Genomic DNA, 18,530 nt, shown 5'->3' with positions numbered 1-18,530 from the left:
CCATCGCCCAGTTCTACGACGACGGGCAAGCCATCGACGAGATCAATGGTGTTTGACGCGGTATCCGCGTCAAGATGACATGACCGGTCGCTTACTCCGTAGAAGCAGTAGAAGATCTTCAGATGGGGCACTGATTAAGGGAGAGCAAGTTGTTGTTCCACTGGCCGTCTGCGTATGTACGAAGGTATGGCAGCTTTCCCGCCTCCCGGACGACGCCGATATCAGCGCGCTTATTGCTCTCCGGGGCCCACACGAAGAAGGTGTTGCTCTTGTCCTCGATGCTGGCGATGACCTGCTCGCGCGTCCACATCCACCGCCCGGCTGGATTACCTAGGTGTGTGATGTGCTCATGCGGGCTTTGCGGGTTCGGCTTGACGATGCAGGTGACTTGGACGTCGGTCATAACGTTCTCCTAAAGTTTTCCAATCAGAGGGGAGGACTTCGCAGCGGTGAATCGGTGCGCTGCTGCGTTCACTTTCGAGGTTCCTTGCGGACACCTTTGAAGGGGTCTCCATCCTTCTTCTGGTCCATGAAGCGGCCGTCGTCGGCGTCGCGCTTGGTCCAAGTCTGGTTCTGAGGGTTGAAGACCTGCGAGCGGTCGCGCACCGCGCCGCGACGGGCGTTGTCACCGATGGGGGCGTTCTTAGCCATGCTAGTGTCCTTTCAGACTTCGATGTGGTGAGTCCAGCTCGGCAATCCGCTGCGGGACAGGAAATCGACCAAGGGAGGACTGCCGAAAAACTGCAGCCGACCGCCTGATGTGAAAGCGAGGGCCGCCTGGTCTACGCGCAGGTCCGACGCTCGGGCCCGAGCCGTAAGCTGGGCGAGCAGGGCCGAATTGTCCGACTTGCTCCCGGAGGTTGACTTGGCGTCAAAGATACAGAAGTTGATCCAACCACCGTTTTGGGCACGTTCCCGCAGGTGGGCGAAATTGATCCTCATGATGCACTCCTTACCCGGCTTCGTCCGAGCGTGGAGCGTATTGTTGAGGGGGTGGTGGCTCAAATACTGAGCTACCTTGCGGCCTCTGGAGCGTACAGTTGTGCTGCAGCGCACAAAGCATCGTGGACACATTTGCGGAGTTCCGGCGGAGCGAGAACTTCTACGTCTGATCCATACCGCATAAGGTCCATGACGAGTTCCTCGTCGTTGGAATACGGTACTTCCAGGATGTAGCTTCCATCCTCCAAGCGCCGGTCGGTTTGGTCCGGGTGCCAAGTCTCCAAGGCCACCCACCTAGCGCGCTTGGGGGTGAACTTCATCACCGCTCGATGCATCGCCTTACCAGCGAAGATCCCGTAGCCGCTCTGGAAATGCTCCCGCATTTCTTCACGACTGACTTTGATGGCTGGCTCGTAGACCACGCTGATGTTTTCGATTGCTTCCAAGGCAAATGAGCGCAACTCACCGCGCATGTGACACCAAGCGTCCAAGACCCAGTTATCTCTGTAATGAACAAGTTGAAGGGGGGAGATGGTGCGCTCCGTACGCTCTTCCTTATCTCGGCGCAGATAGTGCAGAGCCAGCCGATTGCCTTCCAGAAGCGCAGTTGCGACAACCGTGAAGTGCTTCGGTTGAACCTTTCTGGGCGCAAAGTGAATCAGCTTGACCTTGCGCTCTATCTGCTTGGCGGACTTGCCGCCAGCTGTGAGAATTGAGCGCAAGCGATTCTTCATGGGGGTTAGGTGATCCTCCAAGAGGCCAGGCTGAATTCCCTCGACCAGATCCAGCATCATTAGAAGCGCGAACACCTCGGATGCATCGAACCAGAGGCCGGGCAATTCAAATCGGTCACCGTCCGGTGACTCTTGAACGAAATAACGCTGCTTATGGTGATCCCACTCAATCGGGCACCGCATACGGTCTCTCAGAAACTCGATGTCTCTCTTTACAGAGGCGACCGATACTTCAAGCTCGTGCTTCAAATCACTCATCGTGACACCATTCTTGCGACGGGCCAAGCGCACGATCTTGTCTAAGCGGTCGAGTCCAACTTTTACCGTACGAGCCTTTTTGGCTGGCGTCGATGAACTGCCCGAGGTGCCGGGCTTGGGCTCCGCCGATTTTCTGAGCACGGCCGGCATTTCGGTCCCGTCAGTTCGCCAACGCAAGCTGCAGGGGTCGTCCGCGCAACTCGAACAAGCCCATGACAAGCATGACCATGGCAAGCGTGTCCAACTCACAATATCGGAAGAGGGCGTCCCGGATGGCCGTGCGCTCCGCATCTGTTAACTCGGAGAACTGCGTGAAGTTCCAAGCCGTCATTGCCAAGCCTCCTTGATTGATGGTCGCTTCGTCATCGTCGCCGGCAAGGCGGATCAACATGTCATTGAGGGCTGCGTGGCCGGCATCAAAAATGGGCGGCAGCGTCTTATACGGATCATTCTGGCGAGCGGACTGCAACCAGACATGCTTGTCCTCGGGGCTGAAGTTATGACTTGTAATGGCAGCGCTGCCGAATACACCAGGCTGAGAAAATAGCGCTGCGATCCCCTTTGCATCGTTCAGGATGGCTGGAAGGATGTACTTGAGAGAGATGCTGCCACCTGCAACCTTGGAGTAGTAACCGTCCTTCACCAATGCGTAGAGGTCGATCATCGACCTCAGACCAGGTTTGATGCCTTGCTTTGCTTCGGCACCACTTGGCTCAGTGATGAGATCGATAAAGTCCAGGAGTTGGCTTCGATCAGCTTCTTGGCTCTCGGCAATGATGCGCCGAAGCGAGCGCAATATCGTGTTCTCGTGGTTGTGATACCTAAATACTGTGCCGTGCAGCGTCCCATCTGGCATCAAGGCCTGACGAAGAGCACGAACAAAACTCACATTGGGATAGGTCGCCGGGTCAACGCTTATCCACTGAGTTGCATGTCGTACCTTTACCGAGACTCGGTCAACTCTCTCTAAGATGTGATGGCTGAATTGGAAAGCAAGCGGCTCGTATGGACGCATTCCCTTGAAAAAAGGTAAGGCAGTTGTCGACGTCTCGAAGTCAATCATGTGCAGCGGCCAGACCCAGCCGTCCATGTCCTCCAAGCGCGCCTCACTCAGGACGAATGAAGGACCGCCTCTGAACGCCTCAACCTGTGCCATCCGTCTCTCAAAGGCATTCATGCCCGCTGTCGCGCTCACTTTTGCTGGGCGAACGTCGTCCGATTGCACATCGAAGATGAATGCTCGTTTGGCATCCAGTACCCTGGCAGCCATACTGATTGAGCCAGCAGCGCCTCCCCATATATCAATCGAAAGAGGATTGCGGCGATCCATCGGATCTCCGTTTCCTGCCAACAGGTCAGTGGCAATGGCCTTCTGCCAGCACTCGTGAACTCCACTTCTCGCAGAGTCCTCATGCCCGGCACGGAATTCGCAGCTTTTACAGATCTTAGACACGCCGCCAAAGAATGCTTCTGAAGATTCCTGAGTACCCGCGGCCCATCGCATGAATGCTTCCAAGCTCTGGTTGTGAGGGGCAGGTACGCCCAAGACACTCAGTGGTGCACTCCTGAGCTTGTCTACGACGTCGCCGACATCCTCCTCACGCAAGATGTTCAAGTTAGCAACGGCCTCGAGACTGAATTGCGAGGACAGGTTCACTGCAACGCTTCGATTCGCCACGTCGGGGACGATCCGAAAATACTGATGCAGGCCGTCCACAAGGCACTCAGCCTCTGGGTTCACTAGCAGCAGCTTCGGGACAATGGTGAACCCTGGGAAAGCGTGCTCCGCGACCAATGTTTGGAAGGCTACGTCATATATGTAAGGGCGCCACTCTGGAGTCGAAAAACGCTGCTGGACATCAGCATTCTTGCAACTCTTTGACTTCACCTCAATAAGCTCTATCCGGTTGCCATCTCGCACAAGGATGTCCACTCGAACAAAGTATGTCTCGTAGGCGACAGCGGCTTCTGCAATGACAACCCGGCCAGGTTGCTGCAGACGCACGTTGGTCTGCCGGATGGATTCTTCTTTGTCGAGGGTGTCCACCGTAATCTGAGCACCATACGGGTCCGGGTGATATCGGAACTTCGCTAGGGCGCCGACCTGATGGCCACCGTCTGCTAGGGCCGCCAGGAATTCATTGCCGTCATTCTTGTTGCGGTATCCATTCGTGACTTTGGCGTAGTGCAGCTTCGTAGGGCAATCGAGCGCTAGCTTGAAGCGCGATTTTGTCAGTGGACCGGTCATCGGAGTTCCTCCAAATCTCGTAACTGCTAAGCCGACGCGCAGAAGTGTCTGTAAAGTTGCAGATGCACTGCAATCTCGCCGAGCAGGTTGTCGAAGGGGGACCTGTACCAAAAGCTGCCCACGGCCAATGCAACTGAAGAAGCGCCGCGCACAGGGGCATCTTGGTGCTCATAGCACAACAAGTTTGGGATCGGCATAGGAACCCTCCTCTGCGCGACATTAGCGCAGAGAAAAGTTCTAGGACATCCCGCCTTTGTGGGATGCCCTACCCCAGCCCACTCTCCTGCAACAACATCTCTGCCTCCCGCGCCAAGCCCGCAGCAATCCAGAGCATGCGGTCCCGGTACATCTCCCCTGCTTCCTCGAACCACCCGTTGCCATCGCCGCAGCAAACACCACAGCAGCGAGTCCAGCTGCGCCAGTTCGATTTCCAGGAGTGCCCTTGCTTCGTCGCTTGTCCGCGTGGCGGGTTTCGACGAGCCGCGTGTGCGGTGGCGGGAAAATTAGGGCAGAGCGAGCAGGGTAAGCGCCCAAGCGAGTCGTGCTTGACGCTTACTAACAAATTCCCGGCATGACCGGCACTCTATGATGCGCGCGCGCCAGCCTCGGCCCCCACCAAGGCAGCAGCGCCCGCAACCAGCATCGCCATGGCCCCAACGGCAATCTGAGTGAGCAGCAGGTAGTTGCTGGTCGCCGGGAACGCCCCTCCCCTCCATCCGAATGCATAAACGGCCCAGAAGAGGACAACCAAAACGAGCCAGGCGATCAGTGAGACAACAGTGGTTGCCCGCGTGATGCGCTTTCTTCCAAGGAATGTGTGAAGGAACTTGCCGACCAGTGCACCAATCGTGGATCCCACCAGGATGGAATAGCCGAACGCTGGATCGGGCACCAGCAGTTTCGACGCCGGCACTGTCAGGATGGCGGCCAGAATCGCGCCACCGTATTCCATCAAGAGCTTCTTCATTCTCCGCTCGCCACAGTGGGGAAAGTGAACACGTACCAGACCACCTTGTCACTGGGGCTGAAGACCATGACGGGCATGTCTTTGATCTTCTCCGTCTTGGACGGAAGAGAAAACTTAACCGAGAGGCCGTCGCTGCTTGCCTTTTTGGTTTCGAGTACTAACACGCGCATCGAGTTGAATTGCGTTTTGATCAGGCTCTCCGACTTGGTGCCACGCACGCTTCCAAGGCAAGCCTTGGCGATCTCATCTGGGCTTGAAAGGATACGGGCCTCGGAGACGCCTTGCGCCTTAAGTCCCTTCAGCGTGTCTTCCTCGTTCCTCCGCAGCGCGCCCTCTGGCAGTCCGATGCAGGTGATCATGCTGGACGGAAAGTCAACTCGAAACTGAACCGTCTCGCCAACCTGCCCACGGTAGGAGCTGATGACCACGCGGCGCTGTGGCTCGCTCGGCGTTCCCTCAGGAAGCGAATACCCCGCAGCCGTAACCCAGTCGAATACCTTGCGCGTCCAGCTTCCCTCGTCAATGACGGTGGATATCTTTTTACTGGTCAGTTCACGCGTCACAAGAGCCTCGCGCAAGTCCGGCTTGCCAATAGCTCCAACGGGCGGCCGACTGTAGAAGAAGCAGCCACCAGCCTTCGGTGTGTTCAACGCACCGCTCCAGAAGCCAGCTCCTTTCCAAACGAAGTACAGCTCCGGGCCAGAAAGATTGCACACGCGATAGCTTAGGCGCTCATCCTTGGATCCCTTTGCCCCCACAGAGTCGGAAAAGAAGGTCGCCTCGAAGTTCTGTGCTTGCACACAGACTCCTTTCCCGATGTCACCGCCGCCGGCGTGGCTTAGGCAAGGCTCTTCAGCAGGGGGCCAAGCATGAGCTTGGCCGCACATCAGCAGAAGGAGAACCGGTGTCCAAGCCAAGTAGCCTCGAATCGTCATACAGGCCTCCGCGGTGGTTTGGGTGATGAATCGTCGTGAATGCAACCTAGCTTAAGACGGCCGCTCTGTACCCTCGGCAGTTACCACACGGCATCCAGCGCCGGCAAAAACTTCAACTCCGCGAGCCGTCGAAACCCCTCAGGCGTCGGATGCAATTCATTGGCCCATTGATCCTCCGCCAACGTACCCGTCGTCTTCAGCGCAACGATCTTTCCCAAGCCAGGCTCTGCCGCCAACGCGTCCTGTGCTTTACCAAAGGCAGCTACAAGATCCTCGAAGAGGTCTTTGCGCAAGGAAGCCGGGACCTGGCATTTCTCCATCGGCACCTTGAGCCAATCTGCCGGACCAAAAACACCTTCACCAGTTGCGTACGCGTTGTCATAGTTGTGGAGCACGACGACGGCAGTTGGGTTATAGGTTCTGAAGAGTTTGATCAGCCGTCGGTAGTGGCCGATGATCTTTTCCAGTGCTGTCGAAGGCTGCCCATCCGCGTAGCAGGACGGAACCGACTGACAGGCCGAGCAATTGGCCTTGATCAGCTTCGGAAAATTCTTCTGCCCCACGATGTCGTTTCCGCCACCGCTAAGCAAGAGAGCCTTGACGAGGGGGCCGCGTGCATAGAAATCGAAGGTGGCCTTGATCGACCCGGCGTACTTGCCCTGCCACTCCGAAGCCTCTGAGCCGTTGTAGCCTGCCACGACTATCGACTGCAAAACGCGGCGCGTCGCGATCTCGCCGAGCAGGTTGTCGAACGGGTACCAGAACCAAGAGTCGCCCACGGCGAGCGTTGTCGGAGACGCACCGCGCATCAGGGCATCTTGATGCCCATAGAACAAGTTCGGGATCGGCATGGGAACCCTCCTCGGCGCCACGTTAGCGCAGAGGAAAGTTCTAGGGCATCCCGCTTTTGTGGGATGCCCTACCCCAGCCCACGCTCCTGCAACAACATCTCCGCCTCCCGCGCCAGATCCGCAGCGATCCAGAGCATGCGGTCCCGATGCATCTCCCCTGCTTCCTCGAACCACCCGTTGCCGTCGCCGTAGCAACACCACAGCAGCGAGTTCAGCTGCGCCAGTTTGATTTCGAGGAGTGCCCTTGCTTCGTCGCTTGTCCTTGCGGCGGGTTTCGACGGGCCGCGTGTGCGGCGACGGGAAGATTGGGGCGTAGAACGCCCGGCCATAATTCGCTCAGCCATGTGGTGTGCTCTCCTTCAGGTAATGCACGTCATGTGGTCAGACGGCCAGGGTGTTCACGCACCCTGGCCGTCGCCATTTGTGCCTAACGTTCGCACCAATGCACGAGTGCATCGGCAACCCGCCGTGAGGCAAGGCGGTTCATTCATTCAATCGGTCGTCTTGAGGGGTGTTCCTTTTGCGGCGTTCGTCGCCCACAGGGAGGGGCGACTTGTCGATGGGGCATTCACTGTAGAGAAGCGAAGCCGCGCAAGGGAAAAGATTTCGTCGAGGATTTCTCGAATCGAAGAGATATCTGCCGGGGCGCTGCGGCGAGACACAAAGCTCTGACAGTCAGGCGGCTGTCACTCGCCAAAGCGGATCGGCACGGCGCAAAGGCAGCGTGCTTTTCGTGCCGGGCACAATCTGCGGCATGTCGACCATCACTCTGCACCTTCAGGCGCCAGCACGGCTGGGCTGCTGACGTGCGCAAGAGTCCATTTGCCCCAGGCGGCAGTGCATGCGAATCCACGAACTGAAACAACGACTCCGCGAAGCCGGCGCGGGCCCCAGCCACGAGCAGCGCATCTTGCGGCTGTGGTCGCATGCGCTGTCCCGCAACAGCGGCAGGCGTCTGCCGGGCACCTTCTTTCCGTCGTCGCTGCTGGAGGCCCTGCCCGCCATCGAGGCCGAGCTTGCGGGGCTGGCGCGCATCCACGCGGTGCACCCCGGCGCCGATGGCTCGGAGCGGCTGCTCGTGGCCCTCGCGGACGGCCAGACGGTAGAGAGCGTGTTGCTGCCTCGCGATGGCCTGTGCGTGTCTTCGCAGGTCGGGTGCGCCGTGGGGTGCCAGTTCTGCATGACGGGCCGCGACGGCTTGCTGCGCCAGGTAGGAAGCGCAGAGATCATTGCCCAGGTCGCTCTCGCGCGCATGCGCCGGCCGGTGCGCAAGGTGGTGTTCATGGGCATGGGCGAGCCGGCCCACAACCTGGACAACGTGATGGAGGCCATCGACCTGCTCGGCACGGTGGGCAACATCGGCCACAAGAACATCGTGTTCTCCACCGTGGGCGACCCGCGCGCGTTCGAGAGGCTGCTGCAGCAACGCGTAAGGCCTGCGCTGGCACTCTCGCTGCACACGACCAAGGCCGAGTTGCGCAAGAAGCTCCTTCCGCGCGCACCGAACCTGACGCCCGAAGAAGTGGTCGATGCAGGCGAGCGCTATGCGCGGGCCACCGGCTACCCCATTCAATACCAGTGGACGCTGCTTGAAGGCGTGAACGACGGGCAGGATGAAATCGACGGCATCGTGAAGCTGCTCTCCGGCAAATACGGCGTGCTGAACATGATTCCGTTCAACGCGGTGGATGGCGTGGCGTTCAGCCGCCCATCATGGGAGCGTTGCGAAGAGATTGCGCGCACGCTGCATCAGCGGGGCATTCTGACGAAGCTGCGCAATTCAGCCGGGCAGGATGTGGATGGCGGGTGCGGTCAGCTGAGGGCGCGCGCAGCCGAAGTGCAGGTAACGCTTCATCGAAGGCCTGAAGACTCTCGTTGAAGGCGGCCTGCTCCCTCAGCTCAGGCGAGTGAGTCCACCCAACCCCAGACCTGCCCGGGCGCCTCGACCATCACGTTGTGGCCATGCGGGCCGAGGTCGCGGGCATCGGGGTCGAGGGAACGGGTTTGCTCCATCGTTACAAGCGCGTCGTTGCCTCCGCGGGCCAGATGGATGGGGCAGCGCGCAAGGGTCATCAGCTCGGACAGCGGTGGCTTGCCTACGGCGTTGGCTCTGGGGTCCATTGCGAGGCGCCAGCCGTCGTTGTTGTCGTTATGCGCGATGCCTCGCGTGACGACGGTTGATGCCGCGTTGGTGATTCCGGCGAGGCCGGAGACCTTCAGGTATCTGTCCCACGCTTCTGCTTCCGTGGGGAAGCTCTTGGCAGGCTGGGATGCCAGCGTCTCCATGCGGCGGAGTTCTTCGTCGCTCCATGCGATCTTGATGCCGGCTGCGAAGACGCGGTGCGGTGTAACGCCGAACCAACCCGTTGCCAGGGCGAGGCCTATCACTCCGCCGAGCGAGTGCCCGAGAACGACGAGGCGACCCTCTGGGTGGATGTGCGGCAGCAATGCGCGTCCAACGCTTGCTGCGTATTGGCCGATGGCATAGGAGTCTTGCCGATCAGATTGGCCGTGGCCGGGCAGGTCAAGAGCGAGCCAGCGGCCGGGCCAGCGAGCGCCGGCCTCTGCGCACATGGGCGACCACACGGCGCCTGTCGCGCCCATGCCGTGCAGCATGAGGAGGAGGTCTGGGCCTTCGCCGCCTTGTTCGGTGTACATGTTGGCTGTCTCCTTCACCTTTGATGGGGCAAGAATAATTGAGGGAGCTCCTGGCAACGGAGCCCTACCTCCTGGCCTGCCGTCGCGCCTCGCCGGGAGTCATGCCATATCGGTGAAGGAACACGCGGTTCAGATGCCCCTGATTCGCGAAGCCGACTTCCAAGGCAATGTCCGCCAACGGCAACGATGAACACTGCATCAGGTGGAGAGCGCGCTCCGCACGCTTTTGCATCACGTAGCGATGGGGCGATATGCCGGTGGTGTTGCGAAACATGCGCACGAAGTGCGGCTTGCTGAGGCCGACTGCCGCCGCCAGCGCGGTCAGCGACAGGTCGCTTGCCAGCGAGTGATCGACCAACTCTTCCAATCGTGCCCACTGCCACGGGTCAAGCTTGCCGCGCTCGCCAGCACCACCTGCCTTGACCGCGCGTGTGCGGCGCAAGTGCAGCGCCACACCCAACGAAAGTGACTCGGCGAACAGCGCTCCGTTGGGGCAGCCTTCGCGGACCTCGTGCAGCATCTGCCGCAGCACGGCGGCCAGCGGCGCGTCGTCGAAGAACTGGCAGTGCTGTAGCGGCTGAGCCAGTTCGTCGTCGCACAGGCCGCGTCGCACGAGCGCGTCGGTGTCGATCTCCAGCAGGATGCGCCGGGCATCGAAGGCTGCGGCTTGTTCCACTCCGACTTCGATGCCGGCACCGAAGAGGCCAAAGCCTCCCGAGTGCACGTCTATGTCCCGGGTCCTGTCGCCGATCCGGAAGCGGGTGCGCATGCAGCCGGTGTCGAGCAGGGCCAATGCACCGTGCGGAGCGACGAACCGGGTTTTCCAGACGCCGGCCGGCGTGGTGAACCAACCCAGCGGCAGGCCCTGCCAACGGCTCAGCAAGGCGGGGCTGAGCATGTTGTCGGGGGCGGCGGAGCCCGGCTCCGGGGGCCTGCTTGGGCGGGTGGTCATAAAGCGGGCAAGTAGATGCGTCGCAAAGTTGTATGTCCATGGTCATGAGGTGCCGGGCGCTCCCCAATGTCGTTTTCCCGGATTCGCACTGTCGGGCGATCCATTTGTACAAAGCCGAGCCATCCGTACAAGACAGTGCCCTTCTACGCTGCTGCAATGTTGACATATTAACTATTCATGAGAAAAGGAAAAGACATGACAGCTAGTTCGGTCTCGTGGTGGGTGACTCTGGTCGGCGGCACCGCCCTCGTGGCGGGTGCGGTCGTTGCCTGTGGCGGCAGCAGTGACAGCGGCGGTATCGTCGGCGGCATCAGTGGTGGCAGCAGCGGCAACGACGGCAGCACTCCGCCCGCTGCCGTGGCACCACTGGCCTGCGACGATTCGATGAAGACCGCCTTCAAACCCGATGCCAACACCACCGTCTTGCTGGTCAAGTCGCTGAAGAAGGGTGACAGCATCGCCGCCGCACCGCCGACCGGGGCTGTGCCGGCGCCCGGCGACGTGTGCGTGGTCAAGCTGCTCGTGGGACCGGGCCACGCAGGCCCGGCCGGCGCTCCGTCCACCACGCCCGGCATTGGCATCGAAGTCTGGCTGCCCGCAAAGACAGCATGGAACCAGCGTGTGCACTTGCTGGGCGGCGGCGGCATGGCCGGCGGCCCGCAGGTCAAGCTGGACGTGTTCTCCCCCGGCGTGGGTGTCAACCCGTGGGACGTCGCGGGCACCGAAGGCGCTGTCTCGGCCACGACCGACACGGGGCATCCGGACTCGAACTCCAACTTTCTGATGAACCCCGACGGCACCATCAACACGGTGGGCTGGGACGAGTTCTCGCAGCGCGGCATCCACGAGATGACGGTCAAGGCCAAGGCGCTGGCGCAGGCCTACTACGGCACCGCACCCAAGTACACCTACTGGCAAGGCGGCTCCACCGGTGGGCGCCAGGGCATGAAGCAGGCGCAGCTTTATCCGGAGGATTTCGACGGCATCATCGCCACCTCGCCGTCCGTGAACTGGAGCCGCTTCATCACCGCCATGCTGTACGGCCAGATCGTCACGCAGCGTGACCTGGGCGGCGTGGGCATGACGACGGCGCAGGTCAATGCCGTGTCGAATGCAGCCATCTCGGCCTGCGACCTGGTGGGCGGCCAGCACCTGGGCTACCTGCTCGATCCTTCGAAGTGCACCTACGACCCCACCACCGATGCGAGCGTGCTGTGCATCGGCGAGGGGCCGGGAACCAACGCCACCGCAAGCTGCGTGACGCTGCTCCAGGCCAGTGCGATGAACAAGGTCTGGTACGGCATGACACTCGACGGCACCGCGCCCTCGCCGTCGGTGGACACCGGCTATGAACTCGCGCTGTCTGGCAACCATCGGTGGTACGGCTATCCGCGCGGCTCCAGCATTGGCACCTCGCCGATTCCGAACTTCGGCAACATCTTCGGGCCCACCACGCCGACAACGATTGCCACCGACCTCGTCGCGCTGGAACTGCAAGACCCGACCCTTGCAACGCCGTCGTTCATCAACGCAACCGGCAACGGCGCCGACCGCTGGAAGAACCTGTCGTACGCCCAGCTTGCCAACGCGCAGGACCGGGGCGTGGCACTGCAGGCGGCATTCGCCAACATCAACACCGACGAACCCGACCTGTCGAAGTTCAAGGCCCGCGGCGGCAAGCTGATCACGATATACGGCGCGGCGGACAACCTCATTCCATACAACGGATTCATCAACTACTACAACCGCGTGCTCTCCGCGACAGGCGGCCTGGCCAACGTGCAGAGCTTCTACAAGTTCTACCTGGTGCCGGGCATGGGCCACTTCCCGATGAACGGCACCACCAATCCGTCGGCCAACCCGCCCATTCCCAGCGACGCGTTCAACTACACCTTGCTGACCGACTGGGTTGAAAAGGGCATCGCGCCGGCCGACAAGCTGAGCATTGGCACGGCGAGTGGCACCAGCGGTGCCATCTGCGCATACCCGAAGGCGCCGACCTACGTGAGCGGAGACATTCGCGCGGCGGCCAGCTACAACTGCCAGTGACGGGCGTCGTTGCCGCCACTACAAGCCATGCGCCACCTCGCGACCTCCCTTTTGCTACCTCTCATCGCCGCCTGTTCCATGAATCCCACGTCGAGCACGTCCAGTGCATCCAGCAAGCCACTAGCCTCGCAGGTGCCGCCGGCCATCGAGGCGTCGCTGCGGCAGATGGGCCGCGCCATCGAGCCGATGGGCACCGCCCGCCTCTACGCGCCGCTGCATCCGCGCGAGCCCTACGCCGGTGTGAAGGTGGAGCGTTCGCTGGCCTACGGGCCCAACGCGCGCCACCTGCTCGACGTGTTCACCCCAACCGCGGGTGTGGCGCCGCGCACGGTCCTGGTGTTCGTGCATGGCGGGGGCTTCGTCAGCGGCGATCGCCGCATGGGCGACAGCCCGTTCTACGACAACGTCATGCTGTGGGCGGCCGAGCAAGGCATGGTGGGCGTCAACATCACATACCGCCTGGCACCGCAGGACACATGGCCGGCGGCGCAAAGAGACCTCGCAGCCGCGCTGCGCTGGGTGCGCCAGAACATCGGTACGTACGGCGGCGACGCCTCGCGCATCGTGCTGATGGGCCACTCGGCCGGCGCGACCCACATCGCCCAATACCTGGGACACCCGCAGTTCCACGTCGCACCGCACGGCGGCGTGGTCGGTGCAATTCTGGTGTCGCCCCTGCCGCTGTTCGACATGAACATGTCGGACCCGACGGTGCTGAAGGTCATCCAGAACTACTTCGGGCACGACGCATCGCGCTACGCCGAGCAGTCACCCATGCCCGGCTTGAGCACCCTGGACGTGCCCCTGCTGCTGGCCTTCGCCGAGCTGGACCCTGAGGACTTCCAGCGCCAGGTACTGAAGGCGCATGAGGCGCTGTGCCAGGCCGGCCGCTGCCCTCCGCTGCTGGAGCTTCGCGGCCACACGCACCTATCCGAGATACAGGCCGTGCACACCGCCGATCACGCGCTGAGCGATGCCACCATCGAGTTCATTGCCACCTTGCGCTGAGCGGGAAGGTCCGGGAAGCCGGGCTTCCCGAGGTCCCGGACCTCTTTTTCGGCAGTCGGGTGAAAGATGTCGTCTTCAATGCGGACACCCGGCACGACGTGAAGTCGGCTTCCAAAAGCGTTGCGTCGCTCACCGTCGGGATCGCGATCGATCAGGGGCTGATCCACAGCATCAACGAGCCTGTCTTTGACTTCTTTCCCGAGTGCGCGGATTTGCGGACGCCAGAGAAGGATCGACTTCAATTGCTGCACGCGCTCCCAATGACGATGGGTCTGGCGTGGGTCGAGGCAACTCCAGCCACCGGAGAGAACAACGACGAGTCGCGCATGCACAGGGCGATGGATCCGCCCCGCTACGTCCTCGGTCTGACGCCAACTGCGCCGCCAAACCAGGAGTTCTTCTACAACACCGGCGCGCTCACCCTCGTGTCTGTCATTGTCCGCAAGGCTACGGGACGCCCTCTCGACGAATTTGCCCGAACAGAGTTGCTCAAGCCTCTGGGCATTACCGACTTCGAGTGGAGCCGGGTCAAGGGCGATACCGATGCCGGAGGCGGATTGCGCATGAGACCGCGCGACATGGCGAAGATCGGCCAGCTTGTCCTTGCGGGCGGTCGCTGGAATGACCGCCAAATCGTTTCCAGAGATTGGATCGAGACCTCGACGACATCAAAGATCAAGGCGACGGACGATCAACAACTGCAAAAGCAGGCGGCGATACAGCGGGCTAACCGTTGTGCCGCCAAACCCCTGGTGACACGCCGTACTCTCGCTTGAAGGCGCGGTTGAAGGCCGCTTCCGACTCGTAGCCGACGCCCTCGGCGATGCGCGCAAGGTTGACCTGGTCTCTGCGCAACATGCCTGCGGCCAGGATCATGCGCCAGTGCGCCAGGTAGTGCATGGGCGGCGCGCCCACCAGCTCTGTGAAGCGGTCCGCCAGCACGCTGCGCGAGATGTGGGATTCCTGCGCCAGTGCCTCCACCGTCCACGCGCGTGCGGGCTCGCCGTGCATCAGCGCCAGGCAGCGGCCCACGTGGGGGTCGCGCAGGCCGGCCAGCCAGCCGGGGTTGTTGGCGGGCATGGACTCGATATAGCCCCGCACCACTTCCGCGAACAGCAACTCGGCCACCTTGGCGACCAGCAACTCCGAGCCGGGCGCTCGCGCGGCTGCGTCGCCCAGCACAAAACTGACGGATTGCTCGATCCACGGCCCCGCCGGCCTGCTGCGCAGCGCCGTGATGAAGAGGCCCGGAAGGTTGGACATGACGGGGTTTGGCGCATCGCCTTCGTACGTGAGCCAACTGCACACGAGCACCGTGCGATCGCCATCGCCGCCGTAGCGAATGCGTTGCACCGCGGGCACCTGCGGGCGCACGACATGTTCGACGTCCACGGCTGCGTGGCGCAGGTGGCTCCCCAGGACATGCGGATCGCCGTGCGGCACGGCGATGACTTCGCCGGCGTTCACGCGAATCGGCTCTGCCCCCTGGAGTTGCGCCCAGCACTGCCCCTGCAGCACCAGATGGCAGATGGCAAGGCGTGGAGCGCCGGGCTTGAGCACCTGGGCCATGTCCGAGCTCTTGGGAACGTTGAAGCACCAGGGCGCGCGCATGTCTCCGTTCAGGAACAGGGCGCCCTCCAGCCGGATGGTCCGCAGCACGTCCGACAGCACGTCCATAGTCACCTCTCGAGCAGCAAGGCCGGGGTTTCGGTCAATAACTCCGGAGGGGCGGTCAAACCACGGGCCTATCGGTTCGGCACCATGGGGCCTGGTCGCTTTTGGCCGATTCTACAAACAGGAGTATTAATATGCCCAAGTTCGTAATCGAAAGAGACATCCCCGGCGCCGGCAAGCTCACGCCATCCGACCTGAAGGCCATCTCGCAAAAGTCCTGCGGCGTCCTCAGCAGCATGGGCACCGACATCCAATGGATCCACAGCTACGTGACGGGCGATCGGATCTATTGCGTCTACCAGGCGACCGACGAGGACCTCGTGCGCCGGCATGCCGAGCTCGGCGGCTTTCCGGCCAACCGGGTGGACCGGGTGTACAGCGTCATCGACCCGGCCACAGCCGAGTAAAGTTGAAGCCTCTGGTGGAGATCAAGCGGAACAAGCAGAATTCCGCCACGAATGACTACCCGGCAAGGTCGAATTTTCTTCTTTTCGTTTGGCGCAGTCCTGGCCATCGTCGGTGGCTTGATGTGGCATTGGGGCGAGCCGGCCGGCCTCTGGACACTTGGGCTGGCCGGCTGCGCGTGTATTGCCGTGAGCGCCGTGCTTTCGGATGCCCTCTTCGAAAAGACGATCAAATTCTTGGGCCTGTTCTGGTAGTGCCAATCGGCCAATACCCAACATTCATCTTGCCGGCCAGAAGAAGAATGTTTGTGCGATTTCTCAAGCTGTTCCTTTGCGTCGCAGGTGCTCTCTTCACCGGAGCCCTCATGTTTCTCCATGGTTTCAATGCATGGCGCAATGGAGAGATCGTTGTCAGGCACAAGGGGAAAGAGCCGTTCACTGCAATGGCTGAAGGCCCCTTTCCCATCACCTTCGCGACAGAAGTTTGGGGGTGGATGACTATCGGGACAGCACAAGAACCATCGGACCTCCGGTTCAGTAACGGAATTTCTGTGAGTCTCCGACGAACACGACCAGACACCTGGCGCACAACCTCAACGAGCCACCATGAAACGCATTGCCCTGGCTGCGATTGACGGATACCAACGGTTCATATCGCCATACAAGGGCTTCAGTTGCGCTCATCGGGTGCTGACGGGCGGAGCTTCGTGTTCGCAGTTCGCAAAGCGGGCCATTGCCCGTCTCGGGATGAGGGGCGGCGTTCTGGTCATCCTGCGGCGCTTCAGTGCCTGTGCTGCCTCGGCGCAGACCCTCTCGAACTCTCAAGTGCAGGCAGCCGCTACGCCGCCGGAAGCACCCGCGGAAGCCTGCCCACTTTGGTCCCGTTGGGGTGCGAAGAAAATGTCGGGGTGCTGGGCATGCTGCGCGTGCTGGCCTGGCTAGACGAACTTGCAGCCAGAACCAGATAGATGCAATGTGTTCTACGTTAAGTGCACTTCGATTCTGGCCTGCCTCGATGCAGAGCTCATCTCCGATCTGACCACCTGCTATTCGTGGCGAGCTTCGCACGCAACGAAGCCCCATCTCACGCAATCGGCATCCGGGCGCGCATGAGTGGCCATTCCGGGGTGGGGCAGAATTTGCCCTGGCCGCCTGGCAGTAGACGCCCAAGGCAAACGCCGGGTGCCCTGCATAGACACTTGTGAGAATCCACATGATTCAAATGAGACAACCCGAAGACGCGCCCCACGCGTTTCAAGCCGCCTGGAACAACCACGACATGGAGTCCCTCGGAGCGCTGTTCCATGAGGACGCGACATTCGTGAACCGGTTCGGGCACTACGTGCGCGGCGTCGAGGAAATCGTCAAGCTGCACGCGCCCATCCACGCGACCATCTACAGCGATTCCACGCTCGAGAACGAGCTGATCGACGTGGTCGCCATCAGCGATGGCGCGGCAATCATTCACTTCTGGAGCCGCCTCACGGCCGGTGCGGCTCACCCGGCGGGCCCGCACGCCGTCGACACGCTGATCCTTGCCGTGCTGACGCGGCAGGCTGGCGAGTGGCGAATCAAGGCGCTCGAGAACGTCACCTTGACGAATCCTCGCACTGGAGCAGCCGTGTTGAGGGACGAGCGGGGTTCCTGATCAAGCAGACAATCGAAGAAGCTCCATTCGACTTCACAGCCACACCATGCCCCGCCTCGACGACCCCCTCCACGACGCCGAAATCGGCTCCCGCGACAGCACGCTCGACACCACCCGGATCGACGACGTGCGCATCGGCGCAGTTCGTCCGCTCATCACCCCTGCCCTGCTGCAGGAGCGCGTGCCCGTGCGCGACAACACGCTGGCGCTGGTCGAAGGCAGCCGCAAGGCCATCGCCGACGTGCTGCACGATCGCGACGACCGGCTGGTGGTGGTGGTCGGTCCATGCTCCATCCATGACCACGACCAGGCCATCGAATACGCACAGCGTTTGAAGAAGGTCGCCGACTCCCTGCAGGACGACCTGCTGATCGTGATGCGTGCCTATTTCGAAAAGCCGCGCACCACCGTGGGCTGGAAGGGCTACATCAACGACCCGCACCTGGACGGCAGTTTCGCAATCAACGAAGGGCTGGAGCGCGCGCGGCGCCTGCTGCTCGAACTGACGACCCTGGGCCTGCCGACCGGCACGGAGTTTCTCGACCTCTTGAGCCCGCAGTTCATTGCCGACCTGATCGCCTGGGGTGCCATTGGAGCGCGCACCACCGAGAGCCAGAGCCATCGGCAACTGGCGTCAGGCCTGAGCTGCCCGGTCGGCTTCAAGAACGGCACGGACGGCAGCGTGAAGGTCGCGGCCGACGCCATTCTTGCGGCGCGCGCACCGCACGCCTTCATGGGCATGACCAAGATGGGCATGGCGGCGATCTTCGAGACGCGCGGCAACGACGACTGCCATGTGATCCTGCGCGGCGGCAAGGCTCCCAACTATTCGGCCGCGGATGTCGCCTCCAGCTGCGAAGCATTGCTGGCGAACGGCCTGCGGCCGCAGGTCATGATCGATGTCTCGCACGGCAACAGCAGCAAGCAGCATCAGCGGCAGATCGTGGTCGCCGAAGACGTGGCGGCGCAAATCGCGGCTGGCGAGCGGCGCATCACGGGCATCATGATCGAGAGCCATCTCGAGGAAGGACGGCAAGACCTGAAGCCCGGCGTTGCGCTGAAGCACGGCGTGTCGATCACCGATGCCTGCATCGGCTTTGCCCAGACGGTACCGGTGCTCGAGGGGCTGGCTTCGGCGGTGAAGGCTCGGCGGCGCCTGTCGAAGGCGTGAGGCTGCGGGGGTGCCCGCTCGCCTGCGGGCG

At 61.7% G+C, this 18,530-nt stretch carries 21 protein-coding genes; 9 read left to right on the top strand and 12 right to left on the bottom strand.

The window, feature by feature from the left end; genetic code table 11:
* Positions 1-118: 118 nt before the first annotated feature.
* The 9 genes from BLV60_RS30750 to BLV60_RS30710 form a co-directional block, all read right to left on the bottom strand.
* Complete coding sequence (locus BLV60_RS30750; protein ID WP_093059099.1) at positions 119-403, bottom strand: DUF3892 domain-containing protein; 285 nt, start codon at positions 401-403, stop codon at positions 119-121.
* Between the two features lie 68 nt (positions 404-471).
* On the bottom strand, positions 472-651 hold the full coding sequence (locus BLV60_RS30745) for a hypothetical protein (RefSeq protein WP_093059098.1): 180 nt from the start codon (positions 649-651) through the stop codon (positions 472-474).
* Positions 652-663: 12 nt separating this feature from the next.
* Positions 664-942 (bottom strand): hypothetical protein, encoded by a 279-nt coding sequence (locus BLV60_RS30740; RefSeq protein ID WP_093059097.1) that lies wholly within the window; start codon positions 940-942, stop codon positions 664-666.
* A 71-nt stretch (positions 943-1,013) separates the two neighbouring features.
* On the bottom strand, positions 1,014-2,084 hold the full coding sequence (locus BLV60_RS30735; protein WP_093059096.1) for a helix-turn-helix transcriptional regulator: 1,071 nt from the start codon (positions 2,082-2,084) through the stop codon (positions 1,014-1,016).
* Between the two features lie 10 nt (positions 2,085-2,094).
* Positions 2,095-4,182 (bottom strand): DUF2779 domain-containing protein, encoded by a 2,088-nt coding sequence (locus BLV60_RS30730; protein ID WP_093059095.1) that lies wholly within the window; start codon positions 4,180-4,182, stop codon positions 2,095-2,097.
* Between the two features lie 583 nt (positions 4,183-4,765).
* The gene (locus tag BLV60_RS30725; RefSeq protein ID WP_093059094.1) at positions 4,766-5,149 is read right to left on the bottom strand and encodes a hypothetical protein; all 384 of its coding nucleotides are present in this window, start codon (positions 5,147-5,149) and stop codon (positions 4,766-4,768) included.
* Positions 5,146-5,949, bottom strand: a complete 804-nt coding sequence (locus tag BLV60_RS30720) for a hypothetical protein (RefSeq protein ID WP_093059093.1) — start codon at positions 5,947-5,949, stop codon at positions 5,146-5,148. Before BLV60_RS30720 ends, BLV60_RS30725 begins: the two co-directional genes overlap by 4 nt.
* A gap of 215 nt (positions 5,950-6,164) precedes the next feature.
* Entirely contained in the window at positions 6,165-6,935 is a 771-nt protein-coding gene (locus tag BLV60_RS30715; protein ID WP_093059092.1) for a GDSL-type esterase/lipase family protein, read from the bottom strand.
* 68 nt (positions 6,936-7,003) lie between these two features.
* A complete protein-coding gene (locus tag BLV60_RS30710; protein WP_093059091.1) occupies positions 7,004-7,279 on the bottom strand; it encodes a hypothetical protein in 276 nt (91 codons plus the stop codon).
* A 497-nt stretch (positions 7,280-7,776) separates the two neighbouring features.
* Here BLV60_RS30710 and BLV60_RS30705 point away from each other — a divergent pair, with 497 nt between their 5' ends.
* Positions 7,777-8,814 carry an RNA methyltransferase gene (locus BLV60_RS30705; protein ID WP_093059090.1) on the top strand — a complete coding sequence of 346 codons (1,038 nt, stop codon included), beginning with the start codon at positions 7,777-7,779 and terminating at the stop codon, positions 8,812-8,814.
* Positions 8,815-8,834: 20 nt separating this feature from the next.
* On the opposite strand, the gene BLV60_RS30700 is transcribed toward BLV60_RS30705, so the two are convergent.
* Both BLV60_RS30700 and BLV60_RS30695 read right to left on the bottom strand, forming a co-directional pair.
* Positions 8,835-9,593 (bottom strand): alpha/beta fold hydrolase, encoded by a 759-nt coding sequence (locus BLV60_RS30700; RefSeq protein ID WP_093059089.1) that lies wholly within the window; start codon positions 9,591-9,593, stop codon positions 8,835-8,837.
* Between the two features lie 64 nt (positions 9,594-9,657).
* Entirely contained in the window at positions 9,658-10,545 is an 888-nt protein-coding gene (locus tag BLV60_RS30695; RefSeq protein WP_093059088.1) for a helix-turn-helix domain-containing protein, read from the bottom strand.
* 195 nt (positions 10,546-10,740) lie between these two features.
* Here BLV60_RS30695 and BLV60_RS30690 point away from each other — a divergent pair, with 195 nt between their 5' ends.
* From BLV60_RS30690 to BLV60_RS30680, 3 genes are all read left to right on the top strand, one after another.
* Positions 10,741-12,594, top strand: a complete 1,854-nt coding sequence (locus BLV60_RS30690) for a tannase/feruloyl esterase family alpha/beta hydrolase (RefSeq protein WP_093059087.1) — start codon at positions 10,741-10,743, stop codon at positions 12,592-12,594.
* Positions 12,595-12,672: 78 nt separating this feature from the next.
* Entirely contained in the window at positions 12,673-13,602 is a 930-nt protein-coding gene (locus BLV60_RS30685) for an alpha/beta hydrolase (RefSeq protein ID WP_093059086.1), read from the top strand.
* Between the two features lie 59 nt (positions 13,603-13,661).
* Positions 13,662-14,378: a serine hydrolase domain-containing protein gene (locus tag BLV60_RS30680; RefSeq protein WP_176929010.1), complete on the top strand. Its 717-nt coding sequence runs from the start codon at positions 13,662-13,664 to the stop codon at positions 14,376-14,378.
* Here the strand turns inward: BLV60_RS30680 and BLV60_RS30675 are convergent.
* Positions 14,329-15,279 carry an AraC family transcriptional regulator gene (locus BLV60_RS30675; RefSeq protein ID WP_093059084.1) on the bottom strand — a complete coding sequence of 317 codons (951 nt, stop codon included), beginning with the start codon at positions 15,277-15,279 and terminating at the stop codon, positions 14,329-14,331. The two genes, BLV60_RS30680 and BLV60_RS30675, sit on opposite strands and share 50 nt — an antisense overlap.
* A gap of 131 nt (positions 15,280-15,410) precedes the next feature.
* On the opposite strand from BLV60_RS30675, the gene BLV60_RS30670 reads away from it, so the two are divergent.
* The 5 genes from BLV60_RS30670 to BLV60_RS30650 all read left to right on the top strand — a co-directional run bounded on the left by BLV60_RS30670 (position 15,411) and on the right by BLV60_RS30650 (position 18,499).
* Positions 15,411-15,683 (top strand): DUF4242 domain-containing protein, encoded by a 273-nt coding sequence (locus BLV60_RS30670; RefSeq protein WP_093059083.1) that lies wholly within the window; start codon positions 15,411-15,413, stop codon positions 15,681-15,683.
* 51 nt (positions 15,684-15,734) lie between these two features.
* Positions 15,735-15,935 (top strand): hypothetical protein, encoded by a 201-nt coding sequence (locus BLV60_RS30665; RefSeq protein WP_093059082.1) that lies wholly within the window; start codon positions 15,735-15,737, stop codon positions 15,933-15,935.
* A gap of 351 nt (positions 15,936-16,286) precedes the next feature.
* Positions 16,287-16,622, top strand: coding sequence for a membrane protein insertion efficiency factor YidD (gene yidD, locus BLV60_RS34885; RefSeq protein ID WP_093059081.1), 336 nt, complete (start codon positions 16,287-16,289; stop codon positions 16,620-16,622).
* A 280-nt stretch (positions 16,623-16,902) separates the two neighbouring features.
* Positions 16,903-17,328 carry an SgcJ/EcaC family oxidoreductase gene (locus BLV60_RS30655; RefSeq protein ID WP_256329647.1) on the top strand — a complete coding sequence of 142 codons (426 nt, stop codon included), beginning with the start codon at positions 16,903-16,905 and terminating at the stop codon, positions 17,326-17,328.
* Between the two features lie 46 nt (positions 17,329-17,374).
* Complete coding sequence (locus BLV60_RS30650; RefSeq protein WP_093059079.1) at positions 17,375-18,499, top strand: 3-deoxy-7-phosphoheptulonate synthase; 1,125 nt, start codon at positions 17,375-17,377, stop codon at positions 18,497-18,499.
* Positions 18,500-18,530 lie beyond the last annotated feature (31 nt).

The sequence above is a fragment of the Variovorax sp. YR634 genome, assembly GCF_900106655.1.
Classification (GTDB): Bacteria; Pseudomonadota; Gammaproteobacteria; order Burkholderiales; family Burkholderiaceae_C; genus Variovorax.
The sequence above is the reverse complement of the archived record's forward strand: the minus strand, read 5'-3'. Positions and strand labels throughout refer to the sequence as shown.

Coding starts and splice junctions, on each gene's coding strand:
- BLV60_RS30750 (WP_093059099.1), bottom strand. CDS start 403: ATGACCGACGTCCAAGTCACCTGCATCGTCAAGCCGAACCCGCAAAGC.
- BLV60_RS30745 (WP_093059098.1), bottom strand. CDS start 651: ATGGCTAAGAACGCCCCCATCGGTGACAACGCCCGTCGCGGCGCGGTG.
- BLV60_RS30740 (WP_093059097.1), bottom strand. CDS start 942: ATGAGGATCAATTTCGCCCACCTGCGGGAACGTGCCCAAAACGGTGGT.
- BLV60_RS30735 (WP_093059096.1), bottom strand. CDS start 2,084: ATGCCGGCCGTGCTCAGAAAATCGGCGGAGCCCAAGCCCGGCACCTCG.
- BLV60_RS30730 (WP_093059095.1), bottom strand. CDS start 4,182: ATGACCGGTCCACTGACAAAATCGCGCTTCAAGCTAGCGCTCGATTGC.
- BLV60_RS30725 (WP_093059094.1), bottom strand. CDS start 5,149: ATGAAGAAGCTCTTGATGGAATACGGTGGCGCGATTCTGGCCGCCATC.
- BLV60_RS30715 (WP_093059092.1), bottom strand. CDS start 6,935: ATGCCGATCCCGAACTTGTTCTATGGGCATCAAGATGCCCTGATGCGC.
- BLV60_RS30710 (WP_093059091.1), bottom strand. CDS start 7,279: ATGGCTGAGCGAATTATGGCCGGGCGTTCTACGCCCCAATCTTCCCGT.
- BLV60_RS30705 (WP_093059090.1), top strand. CDS start 7,777: ATGCGAATCCACGAACTGAAACAACGACTCCGCGAAGCCGGCGCGGGC.
- BLV60_RS30700 (WP_093059089.1), bottom strand. CDS start 9,593: ATGTACACCGAACAAGGCGGCGAAGGCCCAGACCTCCTCCTCATGCTG.
- BLV60_RS30695 (WP_093059088.1), bottom strand. CDS start 10,545: ATGACCACCCGCCCAAGCAGGCCCCCGGAGCCGGGCTCCGCCGCCCCC.
- BLV60_RS30690 (WP_093059087.1), top strand. CDS start 10,741: ATGACAGCTAGTTCGGTCTCGTGGTGGGTGACTCTGGTCGGCGGCACC.
- BLV60_RS30685 (WP_093059086.1), top strand. CDS start 12,673: ATGAATCCCACGTCGAGCACGTCCAGTGCATCCAGCAAGCCACTAGCC.
- BLV60_RS30675 (WP_093059084.1), bottom strand. CDS start 15,279: ATGGACGTGCTGTCGGACGTGCTGCGGACCATCCGGCTGGAGGGCGCC.
- BLV60_RS30670 (WP_093059083.1), top strand. CDS start 15,411: ATGCCCAAGTTCGTAATCGAAAGAGACATCCCCGGCGCCGGCAAGCTC.
- BLV60_RS30665 (WP_093059082.1), top strand. CDS start 15,735: ATGACTACCCGGCAAGGTCGAATTTTCTTCTTTTCGTTTGGCGCAGTC.
- yidD (WP_093059081.1), top strand. CDS start 16,287: ATGAAACGCATTGCCCTGGCTGCGATTGACGGATACCAACGGTTCATA.
- BLV60_RS30655 (WP_256329647.1), top strand. CDS start 16,903: ATGAGACAACCCGAAGACGCGCCCCACGCGTTTCAAGCCGCCTGGAAC.
- BLV60_RS30650 (WP_093059079.1), top strand. CDS start 17,375: ATGCCCCGCCTCGACGACCCCCTCCACGACGCCGAAATCGGCTCCCGC.